Source organism: Shinella sp. CPCC 101442 (genome assembly GCF_024704725.1).
Taxonomy (GTDB): Bacteria; Pseudomonadota; Alphaproteobacteria; order Rhizobiales; family Rhizobiaceae; genus Shinella.
In genome coordinates this window covers 249,702-265,440 of the sequence record NZ_JALIQS010000001.1, presented here as the reverse complement: position 1 = coordinate 265,440, position 15,739 = coordinate 249,702, and the positions used below count along the sequence as shown (strand labels likewise).

Annotated in this window: 18 protein-coding genes; 4 read left to right on the top strand and 14 right to left on the bottom strand. The window is 64.4% G+C overall.

Features of this window, described 5'->3' with window-relative positions:
* Positions 1 to 9 precede the first annotated feature (9 nt).
* Positions 10 to 1,047 carry a YeiH family protein gene (locus MUO32_RS01285; protein WP_257946424.1) on the top strand — a complete coding sequence of 346 codons (1,038 nt, stop codon included), beginning with the start codon at positions 10 to 12 and terminating at the stop codon, positions 1,045 to 1,047.
* Positions 1,047 to 2,075 (top strand): phosphate acetyltransferase, encoded by a 1,029-nt coding sequence (pta, locus tag MUO32_RS01280; protein WP_257946423.1) that lies wholly within the window; start codon positions 1,047 to 1,049, stop codon positions 2,073 to 2,075. The genes MUO32_RS01285 and pta overlap by 1 nt, the downstream gene beginning before the upstream one ends.
* Before the next feature lie 39 nt (positions 2,076 to 2,114).
* Here the strand turns inward: pta and MUO32_RS01275 are convergent, their stop codons facing one another.
* From MUO32_RS01275 to MUO32_RS01265, 3 genes are all read right to left on the bottom strand, one after another.
* Positions 2,115 to 2,651 carry a GNAT family N-acetyltransferase gene (locus MUO32_RS01275; RefSeq protein ID WP_257946422.1) on the bottom strand — a complete coding sequence of 179 codons (537 nt, stop codon included), beginning with the start codon at positions 2,649 to 2,651 and terminating at the stop codon, positions 2,115 to 2,117.
* Between the two features lie 171 nt (positions 2,652 to 2,822).
* Complete coding sequence (locus tag MUO32_RS01270; RefSeq protein WP_257946421.1) at positions 2,823 to 4,178, bottom strand: sigma-54 dependent transcriptional regulator; 1,356 nt, start codon at positions 4,176 to 4,178, stop codon at positions 2,823 to 2,825.
* The gene (locus MUO32_RS01265; protein ID WP_257946420.1) at positions 4,175 to 6,016 is read right to left on the bottom strand and encodes an ATP-binding protein; all 1,842 of its coding nucleotides are present in this window, start codon (positions 6,014 to 6,016) and stop codon (positions 4,175 to 4,177) included. The genes MUO32_RS01270 and MUO32_RS01265 overlap by 4 nt, the downstream gene beginning before the upstream one ends.
* Before the next feature lie 221 nt (positions 6,017 to 6,237).
* On the opposite strand from MUO32_RS01265, the gene MUO32_RS01260 reads away from it, so the two are divergent.
* Positions 6,238 to 7,569, top strand: coding sequence for a dicarboxylate/amino acid:cation symporter (locus MUO32_RS01260; RefSeq protein ID WP_374708574.1), 1,332 nt, complete (start codon positions 6,238 to 6,240; stop codon positions 7,567 to 7,569).
* A 53-nt stretch (positions 7,570 to 7,622) separates the two neighbouring features.
* Here MUO32_RS01260 and MUO32_RS01255 read toward each other — a convergent pair whose 3' ends face one another.
* From MUO32_RS01255 to MUO32_RS01230, 6 genes are all read right to left on the bottom strand, one after another.
* Complete coding sequence (locus MUO32_RS01255; protein WP_257946419.1) at positions 7,623 to 7,811, bottom strand: hypothetical protein; 189 nt, start codon at positions 7,809 to 7,811, stop codon at positions 7,623 to 7,625.
* A 137-nt stretch (positions 7,812 to 7,948) separates the two neighbouring features.
* Entirely contained in the window at positions 7,949 to 8,212 is a 264-nt protein-coding gene (gene minE, locus MUO32_RS01250) for a cell division topological specificity factor MinE (RefSeq protein WP_257946418.1), read from the bottom strand.
* A complete protein-coding gene (gene minD, locus MUO32_RS01245; RefSeq protein ID WP_257946417.1) occupies positions 8,209 to 9,024 on the bottom strand; it encodes a septum site-determining protein MinD in 816 nt (271 codons plus the stop codon). Before minD ends, minE begins: the two co-directional genes overlap by 4 nt.
* Before the next feature lie 28 nt (positions 9,025 to 9,052).
* On the bottom strand, positions 9,053 to 9,808 hold the full coding sequence (gene minC / locus MUO32_RS01240; protein WP_257946416.1) for a septum site-determining protein MinC: 756 nt from the start codon (positions 9,806 to 9,808) through the stop codon (positions 9,053 to 9,055).
* 449 nt (positions 9,809 to 10,257) lie between these two features.
* Positions 10,258 to 11,097 (bottom strand): DUF1365 domain-containing protein, encoded by an 840-nt coding sequence (locus MUO32_RS01235; RefSeq protein ID WP_257946415.1) that lies wholly within the window; start codon positions 11,095 to 11,097, stop codon positions 10,258 to 10,260.
* 22 nt (positions 11,098 to 11,119) lie between these two features.
* Positions 11,120 to 11,500, bottom strand: a complete 381-nt coding sequence (locus MUO32_RS01230) for a DUF2147 domain-containing protein (RefSeq protein WP_257946414.1) — start codon at positions 11,498 to 11,500, stop codon at positions 11,120 to 11,122.
* Between the two features lie 118 nt (positions 11,501 to 11,618).
* Here MUO32_RS01230 and MUO32_RS01225 point away from each other — a divergent pair, with 118 nt between their 5' ends.
* Complete coding sequence (locus MUO32_RS01225; RefSeq protein WP_257946413.1) at positions 11,619 to 12,020, top strand: DUF2177 family protein; 402 nt, start codon at positions 11,619 to 11,621, stop codon at positions 12,018 to 12,020.
* Here the strand turns inward: MUO32_RS01225 and MUO32_RS01220 are convergent.
* From MUO32_RS01220 to MUO32_RS01200, 5 genes are read right to left on the bottom strand one after another with little or no spacing between them, the layout of a single operon-like run.
* A complete protein-coding gene (locus MUO32_RS01220; protein ID WP_257946412.1) occupies positions 11,985 to 12,581 on the bottom strand; it encodes a hypothetical protein in 597 nt (198 codons plus the stop codon). The genes MUO32_RS01225 and MUO32_RS01220 overlap by 36 nt on opposite strands.
* Positions 12,578 to 13,615, bottom strand: a complete 1,038-nt coding sequence (locus tag MUO32_RS01215; RefSeq protein ID WP_257946411.1) for a cyclopropane-fatty-acyl-phospholipid synthase family protein — start codon at positions 13,613 to 13,615, stop codon at positions 12,578 to 12,580. The genes MUO32_RS01220 and MUO32_RS01215 overlap by 4 nt, the downstream gene beginning before the upstream one ends.
* A complete protein-coding gene (locus MUO32_RS01210; RefSeq protein WP_257946410.1) occupies positions 13,612 to 14,427 on the bottom strand; it encodes a DUF1295 domain-containing protein in 816 nt (271 codons plus the stop codon). Before MUO32_RS01210 ends, MUO32_RS01215 begins: the two co-directional genes overlap by 4 nt.
* 3 nt (positions 14,428 to 14,430) lie before the next feature.
* On the bottom strand, positions 14,431 to 15,084 hold the full coding sequence (locus tag MUO32_RS01205; protein ID WP_257946409.1) for a ChrR family anti-sigma-E factor: 654 nt from the start codon (positions 15,082 to 15,084) through the stop codon (positions 14,431 to 14,433).
* Positions 15,081 to 15,719 carry a sigma-70 family RNA polymerase sigma factor gene (locus MUO32_RS01200; RefSeq protein ID WP_257946408.1) on the bottom strand — a complete coding sequence of 213 codons (639 nt, stop codon included), beginning with the start codon at positions 15,717 to 15,719 and terminating at the stop codon, positions 15,081 to 15,083. The genes MUO32_RS01205 and MUO32_RS01200 overlap by 4 nt, the downstream gene beginning before the upstream one ends.
* Positions 15,720 to 15,739 lie beyond the last annotated feature (20 nt).

Sequence of the window (15,739 nt, the reverse complement as noted above, 5' to 3'; positions counted from 1 at the left end):
AAAGACATCATGACCTTCGCCGCCTCCGTCCAAGACCGTTTCCGGGGCATGCCCTCCGGGTTTGCCACCTATTGGCCGGGTATCGCCGTCACCGCGGCCGTCGCCGTGGCGGCCCAGTTCCTGTCCGACCATTACGGGGCACCGGCCATGCTGATGGCGCTGCTGCTCGGCATTGCCTTCCATTTCCTGTCCGAAGAGGGGCGCTGCGTGGCAGGCATCGACTTGTGCGCCAAGAAGGTGTTGCGGATCGGCGTGGCTCTGCTCGGCATGCGCATCAGCGTCGAACTGCTGATCGGGTTGGGTGCGAGCACGATCCTGCTGCTCGTCTCGGCGCTGGTCGCCACGATCTGTTTCGGGCTGCTCGCGGCAAAGCTGCTCGGCCGCGGCTGGCGGATGGCATTGATCACCAGCGGATCGGTCGCCATTTGTGGCGCGTCCGCCGCCATGGCCATTGCCGCCGTGCTGCCCAAGAACGAGTTCTCCGAACGCAACCTTATCTTCACGGTGCTGTCGGTCACGGTGCTCTCCACGCTCGCCATGATCGCCTATCCGATCATCGCCCAGACCATGGGGCTCGACGCGCGCGCCACCGGCATCTTCTTCGGCGGCACCATTCACGATGTTGCCCAGGTGGTCGGTGCCGGCTTCTCCGTTTCGCCGGAGGCGGGCGAAACCGCGACGCTCGTCAAATTGATCCGCGTCACCATGCTGGCGCCGGTGGTGCTGGTCTATTCGATCTCGCTGCGCAACGTGCCGCAGCCGGAGGGCGAAACCGGCAAGCGCCCGCCGCTGCTGCCGGGCTTCGTCGTTGCCTTCCTGATCCTGGCCGCCCTCAATTCTTTCGGCCTCGTTCCGGAGATGGTGGCGAAAGCCGGGATGGAAACCTCCCGCTGGGCGCTGCTTGCCGGCATCGTCGCGGTCGGCATGCGAACCTCTTTGCGCCGGGTACTCGATGTCGGCGGCGATGCGGTGGCTCTCGTCGTTGCCGAGACCGTCTTCATCGCCGTCTTCATCCTTGTCGGCATTCACTATCTGGGACACGCCTGATGAAACCGCTCGACCGCATTCTCGAAGCCGCGAAAGCCGCACCCCGTCATATCGTGCTCCCCGAGGGAGAGGACGCGCGCATCGTCGAGGCGGCCGTGCGCGCGGTGCGTGCCGGCATCGCGTCGATCACGCTGGTGGGCGATCAAAAGTCCGTCGAAGCCCGGCTGGCGGCGCTCGGTGCCGATGCAGGCGAGATCCGCATCGAGGATCCGGCGACGTCCGCGCTCACGCCCCGCCTTGCGGCCGCCTATCATGCGCTTCGCAAGAGCAAGGGCATCGACGCGGCGGCGGCGGCGGCCGCGATGGGCTCGCCACTCGTCTTCGCCGCGATGATGGTGCGCGAGGACGAGGCGGACGGCACGGTGGGCGGGGCGGTCGCGACCACTGCCGATACGGTGCGCGCCGCGCTCCAGACCATCGGCCGTGCGCCGGATGTCGGCCTGGTGTCGAGCTTTTTCCTGATGATGCTGTGCGCGTCCCATCATGTGAAGAAAGGCGCCTTCGTCTTCGCCGATTGCGGGCTGGTGGTCGATCCGGACGCCGCGGGCCTTGCCGACATTGCGGTCATGTCGGCGCGCTCCTTCGAGGCATTGGCCGGCAAGCCGGCGAAGGTGGCGATGCTCTCCTTCTCGACGGCGGGCAGTGCGGCGCACGAGCGCGTCTCCAAGGTGGTGGAGGCGACGCGGCTGGCGCACGAGGCCGCGCCCGGTCTCGTCATCGACGGCGAGTTGCAGTTCGACACCGCCTTCGTCGAGGCCGTCAGCGCGGCCAAGGCGCCGCAGTCGGCGCTCAACGGCGAGGCCAATGTCTTCGTCTTCCCGAACCTCGATGCGGCCAATATCGGCTACAAGATCGCCCAGCGTATCGGCGGCGCCTCCGCAATCGGCCCCATCCTGCAGGGCCTTGCCAAGCCGGCCAACGATCTGTCCCGCGGCTGCAATGCCGACGACGTCTTTCACATGATCGCCATCACGGTGGTGCAGGCAAACGAAGGCCAGCGCCGGGATCGGCCCGACGCGTCACGTTGAAAGGCCGAACCCGGACGGCAGCGTCCTCTGTTTCTCGGTTCAGATGCTGGGCGATGCAGGCCGCTGATCGGGGAGGTCTTGCCGCAGCAAGCTCATCATGGCCGTGTCCCAACGCGCGCCTTCGACGCGTGCGGAGGATCTGCGCACCCCTTCCAGACTGAAGCCCGATCGCTCGTAGGTCCGTATGGCCGGGGCGTTCCAGGTGTAGACGTTCAATTCCAGCCGTTCAACCGTCTCGAAACGGAATGCCGTTTCGATCGCCAGCGCAATCAGCGGAAACGCCAGGCGCCGGCCTCTCATGTCAGGTGCGATGGCGACGCGCGAGAGCAGGGCGTTTCCATTGCGCCAGTCGAAACCGAGCTGGACATGGCCGACGGGAACGCCTTCGCTTTCCGCCATCCAGCATAGCCGTGCCGGGGGATCGGACCTGCCTTCCGCGAGCATGCGTTCCAACTGATCATGCGACAACGGAAACTCCAGCAGCGGCCCGCCCCATTGCACGAGCTCGACATGGGTTGGAAACCAGTCGAGGAGGAGCGCGAAATGCGCTGAGGTGAAAGGTGTCAGCGTCAGCATGGCATGTCCGGGAAGCAACTATTTGGCAGATCGCCGAAGCGGTTTTGAGAAGGATGGTACAATACGTCCCTGCTTTCGTTGCCGGCAACCGCCTGCAGCAAGCCCGGCGCGGGGAATTGCGACGCAAACCATCGTCTTTCCCTGCATGGCACTCGCCGAGCATCGGAGAGGCTAGAGATCGTCGCTCGCGGAAAATTCTTTCCTGACGATGCCGTGGCGCTGGAGCTTGTCATAGAAGGTCTTTCGCGGGATGCCGAGCGCGGCGATCGTTTCCTGCACATTGCCGCCATGGGTGGCGAGCGCTTCACGGATGATCTCCGCTTCCAGTCGTTCCAGCCTCCTGGGAAGCGAGCCGGTTTCCATCGATGCCGTGGCGGAGACCTGCGACGTGGCCGCCGGTGGCACCATGCCCAGCACGGCACGCTCGGCGAAGTGGGAGAGTTCGCGCACATTGCCCGGCCAGTCGTGTTCGCGCAGGTGACGCAGGATATCGGCCGACAGCGTCGGTGCCTCGCGTTGAAAACGACGGGCGGCGCGTTCGGCGAAGTACCTGAAGAGCAACGGAATGTCGTCGCGCCGTTCGCGCAGCGGCGGGATGGTGAGAGAGACGACGTTGAGGCGGTAGTAGAGATCCTCGCGAAACGCCCTGCGCTGTTCGGGATCGGCAAGATCGACCTTGGCGGCCGCGACGATGCGGATATCGACGGGACGCACCTCGTTGGTGCCGAGCGGTGTCACTTCGCGCATTTCCAGAACGCGCAGCATCTGGATCTGCGTCGAGAGCGGCATGCTCTCCAGTTCGTCGAGGAAAAGCGTGCCGCCGCTCGAATGCTCGATACGGCCGATGCGCTTCTTCTGCGCGCCGGTGAAGGCGCCGGGCTCGTGGCCGAAAAGCTCGCTCTCGATCACCTGTTCGGGCAGGGCGCCGCAGTTGAGCGCCACGAAGTTGCCGCGCGCGCGGCGGCTCCAGCCATGCAGCAGGCGTGCCACGACCTCCTTGCCGCTCCCCGTTTCGCCCGTCACCAGCACATCGACATCGGTATCGGCGATCTGACGCAGGGTCTGGCGCAGCCGATCCATCACGGGTGTCTGGCCGATCAACGGGAAGTCGTCCTCCGCCTGCCGCACGGCCTCGCGAAGGCGGCGGTTTTCGAGCACGAGGCCGCGCTTTTCCACCGCGCGATGCACGCACTGGATCAGCCGCTCGGCGGCGAAGGGCTTGGCGATGAAGTCGTAGACGCCATCCTGGATAGCCTTGACGGCGGTGGGAATGTCGCCGTGGCCGGTGATGAGGATGACGGGAATTTCCGCATCGATCTGGCGGATTCGTTCGAAGAGCTGGAGACCGTCCATGCCCGGCATGCGGATATCGGAGACGACCACGCCTGAAAAATCCGCGCGGAGAACCGACAATGCCTCGGTTGCCGAGCCGAGCGCCGTGACGGTGAAATCCGCCAGTTCCAGCGTCTGTGCCGTGGCATGCAGCAACTGCTTGTCGTCATCGACGAGAAGGACAGGTGGGTTCATTTCCCAACCTTTCTGAGATGGATACGGAAGCTGGCGCCGCCGGCATCGGTCTTGACCTCCAGCTGCCCGCCATAGTCGGAGACGATGTCCTTGGCGATGACGAGCCCCAGTCCAAGACCCTTTTCCTTCGAGGTGTTGAAGGGTTCGAAGAGTTGGGCGAGGATCGTGTCAGACAGGCCCGGGCCGTTGTCGGTGACGGCGATCAACACTGCGCCCTCGTGAACCTCCACGGTGACGTCGACGCGGCCATCGGCGCGGGGCTCGACGGCTTCCAGCGCATTCTGGAACAGGTTGATCAGCACCTGCTCCAGCCGCAGCCGGTTGCCGAAAACCTGAAGACCCGCTGGCAGCGGCGCGATGACAAGCCGCTCCAGCCGACCGGTGAAGCGGCTGCGTAGCAGGAGGATCGCACCGTCGATGACCTCGCGCACGGCGACCGGCTCCTCGGCGGTGCGGCCCTTGCGTGCCAGTGCCTTGAGGTCTTCCGTGATGGTGGCGATGCGGTCGGTCAGGCCGGCGATGTGATCAAGGTTTTCGAGGACGGGTTCGGGTTTGCTGCGGCCGAGAAATACTTTCGCATTGTCGGCATAGGCGCGAATGGTGGCGAGCGGCTGGTTGATCTCATGGGCAACGCCGGCCGCGACCTGGCCGAGAATGGCAAGCCGGTTTGCCTGTACCAGATCCTGCTGCACGAATTGAAGTTTTGTCTCGGTCTCCCGGTGATCGGCGATCTCGGTCTCGAGGCGATCGCGCGCCAGGCTCAGATCGCGCGTTCGCTCGACGACGCGTCGCTCCAGTTCCTCGCGCGCTGCCTGTTCGCGCGCCGCATTGGCGAGTGCCCTCTGGCGACGCTGCAGCCAGAAGGCGGCGAGAAGGGTGATGGCGCCAAGCAGGAGAAGGGCGAAGAGCCGGGCTTCGCGCATGGCTGCGGCGACGGCTTCGCCCGTCGGGACGAGATATTCGAATTGCCACGGCGTCGAGATGACGGGGACGGTGATGCGCAGGTAGGATTGCGTGCCCCCGCCGGGCAGGAGGGCGCGAATGAGGTTATCGTCGGCCTGCCTTTCGAAAGGGAGGGGCGCGAGCGGCGCTTCGCCGAACTGTAGGCTTTCGCGGATGGCAGCCAGACCGTCGGCCGGCAGCGGCTCGGTGGTCATGAAACGCCAGGAGGGGATGCTGCTGATCAGCACGACATGGTTGGCGTCGACCACATAGGAGGGGCGCTGCGTTTCGTGCCAGTCCCTTTCGAGCTGGTCGAACTCCATCTTCACCACCACGACGCCGAGCGGCGCGGTCGCCGGGCCGATCCGGTGCGAGATGTAGAGGCCGGGCCGCTTGCTGACCGAACCAAGCGCGAAGTGCTCGGCTGTGCCGTCTTTCATCGCGCGGGAAAAATAGGCGCGAAAGGAATAGTCGTTGCCGACGAAACTCGTCGGTTCGCGCCAGTTGCTCGCCGAGACCGCCACGCCCCTGGGGTCGATGACGTAGATCACCGCCGCACTCGTGCCGGTGACGAGCTCTTCCAGCTTGCGGTCGAGGAATTCACGCTTGCCGGCTGCGGTGTCCGTCAGCGCATCCGAAACGTCCCTGTCGCGGGAAAGCAGGAACGGCAGGGCGCGCGGACGCTCCAGCACGGCGCGCAGAAGGGCGACCTTGAGGTTCGCCTCGGTTCGCCCCTGTTGCTCCAAGACGGAAAGCGCCGTGGCCCGGCCGTAGACGCCGGCTGCATGGAGCGCGCCGAACGACAGGACGAGAAGAAGCGCGGCGAAAGCAAGCCACTGCCGCCGTGTCGAGCGGGAGAGGTCGGCGGAGCTGCGATTGGCCGATGGGGCGTCCATTGTGTAATTTGAGCATAAAGCCGCACGACTTTCAATGTGCGCGTGCGGAAATCCGCACAGTGCTTGACGTCGAGTTCTGTGCCAGGAGAAATAATCCAGCGATTATAATAGCTTAGATTGCGAATTACGAATTGGCACATCCCTTGCTGAGCTTGTCGCAGTTACAGCAAGTCACCCCGGGAAGAGCCGGTTCTCCGGTTGGGGTGCGAAAGGAGGAAGCCGTGCATATCTCGTCTGCCGTCACGGAAACGCGTGACCCGAAACCCTTCTACACCCATCTCTATTTCCAGGTGATCGTCGCCATCGTCGCCGGCATGCTCGTCGGCCATTTCTATCCTGATTTCGGTGCGGGGTTGAAGCCGCTCGGCGATGCCTTCATCAAGCTGGTCAAGATGATCATCGCCCCGGTGATCTTCCTGACGGTCGCAACGGGCATTGCCGGCATGTCGGATCTGAAGAAGGTCGGCCGCGTCGCCGGCAAGGCGATGATCTACTTCTTCACGTTCTCGACGCTGGCGCTCGCCGTCGGCATGCTGGTCGCCAATGTCGTGCAGCCGGGCGCGGGCATGCATATCGATCCGGCGTCGCTCGATGCCAATGCGGTTGCGACTTACGCCACCAAGGCGCATGAATCGACCATCACCGGCTTCCTGATGAACATCATCCCGCAGACCATCGTCGGCGCTTTTGCCGAAGGGGACATCCTGCAGGTGCTGTTCTTCTCGGTGCTCTTCGGCATCGCGCTCGGCATGGTCGGCGAACAGGGCAAGCCCGTCGTCGATTTCCTGCAATCGCTGACGACACCGGTCTTCCGTCTGGTCGCCATTCTCATGAAGGCCGCCCCGATCGGCGCCTTCGGCGCGATGGCCTTCACCATCGGTAAATATGGCATCGGCTCCGTCGCCAACCTCGCCTTCCTGATCGCCACCTTCTACCTCACCGCGCTCCTCTTCGTTTTCGTGGTGCTGGGGGCGGTGGCAAGGTACAACGGCTTCTCGATCGTGGCGCTCATCCGCTATATCAAGGAAGAACTGCTCCTCGTCCTCGGCACCTCGTCGTCGGAAGCGGCGCTGCCGGGCCTGATGCAGAAGATGGAGCAGGCGGGCTGCAAGCGCTCGGTCGTCGGCCTCGTCATCCCCACCGGCTACTCCTTCAACCTCGACGGCACGAACATCTACATGACGCTGGCGGCGCTCTTCATCGCGCAGGCCGTCGATATCCCCTTGTCGTTCGGTGACCAGGTCCTGTTGCTGCTCGTCGCCATGCTGAGTTCGAAGGGCGCGGCCGGCATTACCGGCGCTGGCTTCATCACATTGGCCGCGACGCTCTCGGTCGTGCCCTCCGTGCCGGTCGCCGGCATGGCGCTGATCCTCGGCATCGACCGCTTCATGTCCGAATGCCGTGCGCTGACCAACTTCGTCGGCAACGCGGTCGCGACGATCGTCGTCGCCCGCTGGGAAAACGAGCTCGATGTCGAGAAGCTGAACGCGGCGCTGAAAGGCGGCGTCACGGAAACGCTTGTCGAGACGCCGGCCCTGCAGCCCGCCGAGTGATCCGACACCCCAAAAGCAACAACCCCGCGTAGGCGGGGTTGTTTTGTTCGTGGCTAAGCCTGCTGCCGGGCGGCATCGCCGGTCTGTTGTTGCACAATACCCGCTGCCTGCTCGCACACGTCCACATGCCGTGCCAGCGCCTGATTGGAGAGGATGGCGCTGATCGTGGTGATGTCACGGCCCTGGTATTTGGGCATCTTCTGGGCGACTTTCAGTCTCTCCAGCAACGCTAAACGGCTCATGACACTCTCCTTTTCAGTGGTTTAAGCATGCGGCTCCGGTCCTCTTTTGAGGCGCCGGTGGCCTGGGTTGTGGTCCTTCTTCGGGATTGCCCGTTGCCGCTGTCCCTGAAGGGCGCGGCGGTTGAATGTTTCTGGCGTCAGGCGGCTTTCTTGCCGGCGTCGAACGGGATCTCGATATCGACGGCAAGCGTCGAGACCTGTGGACCTCGTTCCATCTTGATCGTGACCTTTTCGTCGTCGACCTGCATGTGCTTGGAAATCGCCTTCAGGATTTCGTCGCGCAGCTTGTTGACGAGATCGATGTCGCCTGTCGCGGCCCGCTCATGGGCGAGCAGCACCTGCAGCCGCTCGCGGGCGGCCGGTGCCGACTGGGCACGGGAGAAAAAGCGGAAAAGGTTCATGCCGCTTTCCTTCCGAAGATCTTGCCGAAGAATCCGCGCTTGTCGCCAGGGATGGTGATCGGCAGGTTTTCGCCCTTGAGGCGGCGCGTCGCTTCGAAATAGGCGATGGCCGGCGCGCTGCGATTGTCGGCGAGCGTCACGGGGGCGCCGACGTTGGAGGCGCGCAGGACGTCCATGCTTTCGGGAATGATGCCGAGCAGCGGAATGGAGAGGATCTCCAGGACGTCGTCGACCTTCAGCATGTCGCCGCGCTCGGCGCGCAGGGCGTCGTAGCGGGTGAGCAACAGGTGCTTTTCGACGCGCTCGCCGTTCTCCGCCTTCAGCGTCTTGGAATCGAGCAGGCCGATGATGCGATCGGAGTCACGAACCGAGGAGACTTCCGGGTTGGTCACGACGATGGCGACATCCGCATGGCGCATGGCGAGCGTGGCGCCACGTTCGATGCCGGCGGGGCTGTCGCAGATCACCCAGTCGAAAGCGTTCTTCAGCGCAGCGATGACCTTCTCGACGCCTTCGGGCGTCAGGTTGTCCTTGTCGCGGGTCTGGGACGCCGGCAGCAGGTAGAGCGTTTCGACGCGCTTGTCACGGATCAGCGCCTGGGTGAGCTTGGCCTCGCCCTGGATGACGTTGACGAGATCGTAGACGACGCGGCGTTCCGCACCCATGACGAGATCGAGATTGCGCAGGCCGACGTCGAAGTCCACGACGACGACCTTTTCGCCGCCCTGTGCGAGTGCTGCGCCAAGGGCTGCCGACGACGTCGTCTTGCCGACGCCGCCCTTGCCCGATGTGACAACGATTACCTTACCCATGTACCTCTCCAGTGGTTGGGGATTCTGTTCAGCCGAGTGTCGCGGCCTTGATGGTTTCGCCTTCGAGCCAGACCTGTACCGGCTTGCCGCGCAGTTCGGGTTCCATGTCGTCAGCCGTCTTGTAGAAGCCGTCGATGGCGATCAGTTCCGCCTCGAGCTTTCGGCAGAAAATGCGTGCTTCCGCATTGCCCATCGTGCCGGCCATGGCACGGCCGCGTAAGGGGCCGTAGACATGGATCGAGCCGCCGGCGACGACTTCCGCGCCAGAAGCGACCGAGCCGATAATAGTGACGTCGCCCTCTGGGAAGAAGATCGACTGGCCGGAGCGCACGGGCCGGGAGACGACCAGCGAGGGTGTCGTCGTGGCGGCGCCGGAGACGGGCTCCATCACAACACTCTGCACCGGATCGGCCGCGCCCGTCTTTTCGGAAGCGGTCTTCTCTGAAACCGCCGGGGCCTCGAAATCGGCGGCCGCGCGGCCGTCGGTCATGGCGGGCGGCATGTCCGGGCCGAGCTGCGAGGTGCGAGCGCCCTCGATACCCATGACGCGCACGTTGCGGGTCGAGAGTTCGTTGACGAGATCGCGCAATTCCTGACGGTCGATGTCGAGGCCCTCGACGTCGAGCACGACCGGCCGGCGAAGGAAGAAGCCGGCCGAACGGGCAGCCAGATCGTCGAGCCGCACCAGCCAGTCCTGGACGGGCAGCTCAGGGGTCAAGGCGAGCGCAAGGAAGGAGCGCCCCTTGAGGCGGATCGGCCGGGGTTGAGTTAACACGTCAGTCATCTTGGTTAATTTTCGGTTGCTTCGGTGTACCGGTGAAATGGTTAACAAAGCGTTAATTTACAGTGCTGGCTGGTGCGAGGCATGCCGTGCCACAATGTGCCCGCTGACCGTGTGGCGAACGCGGATTGCATCTTTACTCCGGCGACGAGCCTCTATTAACAGACTGAATATGTTTCATTCTTTGCGAAAATCGAGTGTTAGTGGAGCTGCGCGCCTATCCTGGGTTTCCCGCGAACGCGCGTCCGTCGCACGCTCTTCCCCGATTGACGACTGGCAATTCAAGGGGCGCCGAAAACCGGGGCGATCCTCTGGGGAATGGCTGGCGAAAAATCGGCCAGACCGCGCAACACTCTGCCATTTGCGGGTTCTGCCCGACCGCCATGGGATTCGCGGGTCTTTGGCCTGTCGCGCGATGATTCGTCCTTCGTGGCCGGCGCTGATTCTGTGCGTCACGGTGCCGGTGCTTGCTCCTCGTCGCGGAAACTCGCCGTTGCCGGTGGGTGGGGGCTGGTGCGGAAGCGGGCCCCCTTGAGCCAGAGTTTGAGCGCTTCCCAGTGAATGCCGGCCATCACCTTCAGCGTCATAAAGGGAAAGCGCAGGAGGCAGCGCGCGAGATTTACATCGGTGAGCGCCGCAGCTTCCGCATTGAAGGTGGCGGCAAGCAGCGGTTCCGTGCCGGCGGTTTCGTGGATGCGCACGCGCACGGTTTTTCCCGGCGGCAGGATGCGGAAATGGTAGCGCAGACCCATATCCATGAAAGGCGAGACGTGAAAAACCTTCGTGCGCGTCTGGCGAATGCCGGCAGGGCTTTCCTCGCCGGGAAGGACCGGCGCCACATAGCTGTGCCGTTCGCCGAACGTGTTGCGCACGGCATAGATGATCGCGATCAGGCGTCCCGCCGTGTCATAGGCGAAATAGGTCGAGAGCGGATTGAAGACGTAGCCGAACATCCGGGGATAGGCCAGAAGCAGGATGCGCGCCGCCGGCTCCTCAAGTCCGGCGCGCGCCAGCAGGCGGTCCACGAACTGGCGCAGCGTCTCGCCATCCTCTTCCACATGGTCGCGCGCGTGGAAGGAGAGGACGCCGGGCCGGTTGACCGCAAGCAGGCGGGAGAGGCGAGCAAGTTCCCCGAGCCGGTCGATATCGACCAGCAGCGAAAAGACCGTGTAGCTGAAGCGGTGGCCGAAGGGGTTGAGCCGCTGGTGCATGACCTTGCCGGGATAAAGCGTTCCGGCGGACGTGGGTGGCGGACCGTTCTCCTCCATGCTGGTGATGCGCTCGGCCTTCATGTCTCGACCCCTGCCGCCATCGTCACTTCGCCGGTTTCCAGTGCACGTTCTTACACAGCACGCCGCCGAGAATGCAGCCGCGCGTAAGAAGCGCGTTGTCGGAAACCTGTACGGTGATCGCATAGGTACGGTCACGCTTGGCATCGTACGCCGTTCCCGTCAGCGTGTCCGGCGATTTCGGCTTGAGCGACATGACCAGACGATCGCCCGGCTCTTCGCCTTTGCTGGTATCGCCGATCCAGAGATTGGTTGCGCAGATATTGCTGCCGCAGGGTGCGATGCGCACGCGCGCATTGCCATCGTCCCGCAGCCACACGCCGGTTGGGTCGACGGATTGTTGTGCGAGCCCAGGGGCAATCGTGACCATCAGCACGGCAAAGGCAGCCGAAACCGTCTTCATCATCGGTCGATCTCCTCGCTTTGCCTTCTATACGCAGACGGGTGCCGACCGGTTCACTCGAGGGTGATCCGGCGAAGCGGGAATCGCGTAGCCATCTTTAAACGCCAGCGGAGGCTCCGGCATGAAAACCGTCATCACCGCCTATCTCGCGGCCGGCATCGCCTTCCTGATCGTCGATGCGATCTGGCTGACGACGATGGCCGACATGCTCTACCGACCGCTGCTCGGCGACAAGCTGGAGCCCCAGTTCCGGCTTGCGCCGGCGGTCTGCTTCTACCTGATCTATATCGCCGGCATCGTGTTCTTCGCGATCCTGCCGGCGCTTCAGAGCGGTGGGCTTGCCAAGGCGGCGTTGAACGGCGCGGTGCTCGGCCTCGTCGCCTATGCCACCTACGACCTTACCAACCAGGCGACGCTCAGGGGCTGGCCGCTCGCCATCACGCTTGCCGACATTCCCTGGGGTGCCTTCGTGACCGCCGTCGGCGCCTCAGCCGGATTTCTCGCCGCGCGCCGCTTCGGCTGACCGTTCTGCCTCCGAGAGCATATTGGAAAAGAGAAGGGCGACGAAAGCCGTGAGTGCGCTCGCGCTCATGATGTTGAGACGGGCGAGCGCGGCATATTCCGTTGCGTCATAGTGCGCCAGCGGCTGTCCGTAGACGCCGTGCAGCAAAAGGAAGGCACCGAACGCGAGGCCCGCGAGCGACAATCCGACAAGACGTTCGGTCGGGCGGAAGAGCAGCAGGGCAATCACGCCACAGGGGATGAGAAAGATTTCGACTGCCGAGGGCGTGCCGAAAAGCCAGGCGGAGAGGACCGTGTTGCCGATGCCCGCAAGCGGCAGCAGTGCTCGGCCCGCCAGCGTGTTCCAGCGCGCAACGGCCGGCACGGCGAGGAAGAAGGGCGTCGAGAAAAACGTGAACCAGGCGGGCTTGATGTCACTGCCGACGAACCAGAGCAGGTAGAGCGGATAGAACGGCTGGTTCGAGGCGACCAGCAGGGAAATGATGTTCGCCGCGGCGACGCGTGGATCCGGATGGCGGGCGTAGGTCCGCACCGCTCCGGCCAGGGCGTTCAGCAGCGTCATCGTTCTTGGCCGGTGGGGCGCAGCCTGTAGTGGCTGACGCCCCATTCCTCACCGTCCGCATGGCCGAAAAGCCCCGCCGTCGCAAGAAAGAACAAGCGCCAGCGCCGCAGCCAGAGCGCGGCGTCATGGCCATAGGTCGCCTCGAAGATCGTCCGGATCGCCTCGCGGTTCCGGTCGAAATTGTCGAGCCAGTCGAGGGCCGTCCGCGCGTAGTGCTTGCCGTTCCAGCGCCAGTCCTTGTCGACGGTAAAGCTCTCGCCGAATTCGCGCACCAGGCCATGGCTCGGCATCACGCCACCGGTGAAGAAATGCTGGGCGATCCAGTCCGCCTTGTCGGCATGGTCGAAGCGGTAGGCCGTCGTTCGGTGGGAGAACACATGCAGGAAAAGCCGGCCATCGGGGCGCATCCAGCTGCGCGCCCGCGCGAGCAGGGCCTGCCAGTTGGACATATGCTCGAACATTTCGACGGAGACGATGCGGTCGAAAGTGCCTTCCGGGGAAAAGACGTTCATGTCGGCGGTGATCACCGTGAGATTTTGAAGGCCGCGCCGTTCGATTTCCGTCTCGATGTAAAAACGCTGCGGGGCGGAATTCGACACGGAGACGATGCGCGCATTGGGATAGCGCTCGGCCATGAAGAGCGAGAGCGAGCCCCAGCCGCAGCCGAGTTCCAGAATGTCCTGCCCGTCGGCGAGGTCGGCATGACTGCAGGTCTCCTCAAGCGCCGCGATCTCGGCGTCCGCGAGCGTCGTGCCGGCTCCGGGATAGAGGCAGCAGGAATATTTGCGCCGGGGCCCGAGCGCCAGTGCGAAGAATTCCGGCGGCAGTTCGTAATGCTGGGCATTGGCCTCGTCGGTGTGCACGGCGATCGGCCATTCGCCCATCGCCTTTGCGAAATCGCGGTCCGTCGGGTCGTCCCCGTCCGCCAGCAGGCGGCGCGTGCGGCTGATGAGCTGGTCGATGCCGAAGCGCAGCGCGCTGTCGGGAAGGGGCAGCCGCTCGGCGGCAGTGATGGCGGTGACGGCGAGGTTCATGTCGGCTTCTCCCTGTTTTGCGGGCCTGGCCAGAAGGCGTTGACGCGACTGGCATAGGAGGCGAAGGCGATGCCGCGTGAACGCAGCATATGCGCTTCCAGCGGCGGAATTCCCGAGACATGCACGAGCAGCCAGTACATGAAGGCCGGACCGGCGAGCGCCACCCAGCCCCAGCCCCATGTCCCCGCCGGACCGATGGCGATGACCGCATATCCCGTCCAGCCGAGCCACTGGAAGAAGTAGTTGGGATGGCGCGAAAGGCCCCACAGCCCGACATCGCAGACCTTTCCCTTGTTAGTGGAAGTGCCGCGGAACCGCGTCAGCTGGGCATCCGCCAACCCTTCGCCAAGCACGGCGATGAGCAGGACGGCGGTGCCGGCAATGTCGCTCCACCGCAAACCCGGCGCGGGATTGCGGGCAGCGAAGAAAATGGTCGTTGCCAGCAGGAGTGCGGCGGCCGCCTGTATCTGCAGGAAGAGGAAGAGACGGGAGCGCCAATGTTGCCCCCACTCTTCGCGCAGCCTGGCATAACGCGGGTCCTCGCCGCCATGCAGCGTGCGCCTGGCAATATGGAGGCCGAGGCGGCAGGACCAGAGACCCACGAGGATGGCAATCAAGATCCTCCGCTCGCCGTCTCCCTCCCATCCGCTGACCGGAAGGAGCGCCGCGGCCATTCCCGCCGATCCCACAAGGAAGGACCAGATCGCATCGACCCAGCCGGACTTGGCGCCGCGCAGGACGAGAAGCCAGGCGAGGGTCATGACAAGGGACAGGGCGGCGGCGAGGAGGAGGAAGAACGCCGCCGGGCCCATGGCTCAGATCCCGAAGATGGGTTGCAGCATACGGCCGATGACGCTCTTGAAGCGCATCCTGCCCTCCATGGCTGCGAGACAGATGCATTCGCCGTCCGTGTCGACCACCGGCTGGTGTTCGACGTCATCGTCCATTTCGGCGAGGTCTCCCGGCCGGAACGTGCCGAACCTATCGGTGAACGAGCCCGAGACGATATAGGTGAATTCCGTTCCGACATGCCCGTGATCGGGCAGGGCGCGGCCCGGGCCGACCTTGAGCAGAATGAGATTGGCATCCGGATCCTGCGGCACGCCGACCCGGCTCATCTTCATGCCGGGACCGATCCAGCGCCAGCGCCCGATATCGCAGCCGCGCAGCGCCTCCGGCAGGCGAATGCCCTCGATCTCCACCGGCGCCAGTGGCGGGGGCACAGCAACCGCCGCGTCGTCCTCGTCATCAAGGAGGGCAAGAACGTCGTTCAGCGCCGTCGCCGAAAGCGGCGTGGGTTCGATGTCTTCGAGCAGGGCGCCGCCGAGCGCCTCATAGGTTGCGACGCGGGCACGGCAGGCCGGGCAGCTTGCCAGATGCGCCTTCACGACGATGGCAGGCGCGGCGGCGAGCGTGCCGGCGGCATAACGCATCAGGGTCTCGTCGGTTGCGTGATGTGTTTGGCTCATGGTTGGTCTTCCAGCAGCGCGCGCAGACGGTTCATCGCGAGGCGTGTTCTCGATTTCACGGTGCCGAGGGGTATTCCCAGTTCATCGGCGATTTCGGTCTGCGATTTCTCGCTGAAATAGGAGAGGCGGATGATCGTCTGCTGCTCCGTGGACAGCGCCGTCAGCGCATGGCGCACCTGCGCGTCCCGTTCGGCACCGAGCAGTCCGTCCTCTACCGTCTCCGGTGCCTCCTCCGGATCGGGCGGCAGGGTGGAAGGATCGCGTTGCCGACGCAGGTGATCGATGCGGATATTGCGCGCCACCGTAAAAATCCAGGTCGCGACGCCAGCCCGCGCCGGATCGAAGTAGGAGGCCTTGCGCCAGACGGTCAGCATCGTTTCCTGCACCAGGTCCTCCGCCACGCCGGACGAGATCGTCCAGCGCAGGAAGAAGGTCTTCAGCCGCGGTCCGAAATGGCGGAAGAGCAGCGCGAAGGCCTGCCGGTCCCGGTCACGGGCAACCTGCATCATGAGGCCCGCCAAAACGTCGGGCGTCGGCATCTGCGGTGTGTCGATCGAACTCACGACGGCAAGCCGCCGGCCAGCCGCAAAAGCAGGCGGTATTTCCAACACGACGGGGCTCGAAGCTTCATACATGCACCCTTTTACGGGACCGC

What these genes read in the sequence shown, in the direction of transcription:
- MUO32_RS01270 (WP_257946421.1), bottom strand. Translation starts at nt 4,178, where the DNA reads ATGAACCCACCTGTCCTTCTCGTCGATGACGACAAGCAGTTGCTGCAT.
- MUO32_RS01200 (WP_257946408.1), bottom strand. Translation starts at nt 15,719, where the DNA reads ATGTATGAAGCTTCGAGCCCCGTCGTGTTGGAAATACCGCCTGCTTTT.
- MUO32_RS01235 (WP_257946415.1), bottom strand. Translation starts at nt 11,097, where the DNA reads ATGAAGGCCGAGCGCATCACCAGCATGGAGGAGAACGGTCCGCCACCC.
- MUO32_RS01230 (WP_257946414.1), bottom strand. Translation starts at nt 11,500, where the DNA reads ATGATGAAGACGGTTTCGGCTGCCTTTGCCGTGCTGATGGTCACGATT.
- MUO32_RS01265 (WP_257946420.1), bottom strand. Translation starts at nt 6,016, where the DNA reads ATGGACGCCCCATCGGCCAATCGCAGCTCCGCCGACCTCTCCCGCTCG.
- pta (WP_257946423.1), top strand. Translation starts at nt 1,047, where the DNA reads ATGAAACCGCTCGACCGCATTCTCGAAGCCGCGAAAGCCGCACCCCGT.
- minC (WP_257946416.1), bottom strand. Translation starts at nt 9,808, where the DNA reads ATGACTGACGTGTTAACTCAACCCCGGCCGATCCGCCTCAAGGGGCGC.
- minE (WP_257946418.1), bottom strand. Translation starts at nt 8,212, where the DNA reads ATGAACCTTTTCCGCTTTTTCTCCCGTGCCCAGTCGGCACCGGCCGCC.
- MUO32_RS01205 (WP_257946409.1), bottom strand. Translation starts at nt 15,084, where the DNA reads ATGAGCCAAACACATCACGCAACCGACGAGACCCTGATGCGTTATGCC.
- MUO32_RS01210 (WP_257946410.1), bottom strand. Translation starts at nt 14,427, where the DNA reads ATGGGCCCGGCGGCGTTCTTCCTCCTCCTCGCCGCCGCCCTGTCCCTT.
- MUO32_RS01220 (WP_257946412.1), bottom strand. Translation starts at nt 12,581, where the DNA reads ATGACGCTGCTGAACGCCCTGGCCGGAGCGGTGCGGACCTACGCCCGC.
- MUO32_RS01215 (WP_257946411.1), bottom strand. Translation starts at nt 13,615, where the DNA reads ATGAACCTCGCCGTCACCGCCATCACTGCCGCCGAGCGGCTGCCCCTT.
- minD (WP_257946417.1), bottom strand. Translation starts at nt 9,024, where the DNA reads ATGGGTAAGGTAATCGTTGTCACATCGGGCAAGGGCGGCGTCGGCAAG.
- MUO32_RS01285 (WP_257946424.1), top strand. Translation starts at nt 10, where the DNA reads ATGACCTTCGCCGCCTCCGTCCAAGACCGTTTCCGGGGCATGCCCTCC.
- MUO32_RS01275 (WP_257946422.1), bottom strand. Translation starts at nt 2,651, where the DNA reads ATGCTGACGCTGACACCTTTCACCTCAGCGCATTTCGCGCTCCTCCTC.
- MUO32_RS01225 (WP_257946413.1), top strand. Translation starts at nt 11,619, where the DNA reads ATGAAAACCGTCATCACCGCCTATCTCGCGGCCGGCATCGCCTTCCTG.
- MUO32_RS01255 (WP_257946419.1), bottom strand. Translation starts at nt 7,811, where the DNA reads ATGAGCCGTTTAGCGTTGCTGGAGAGACTGAAAGTCGCCCAGAAGATG.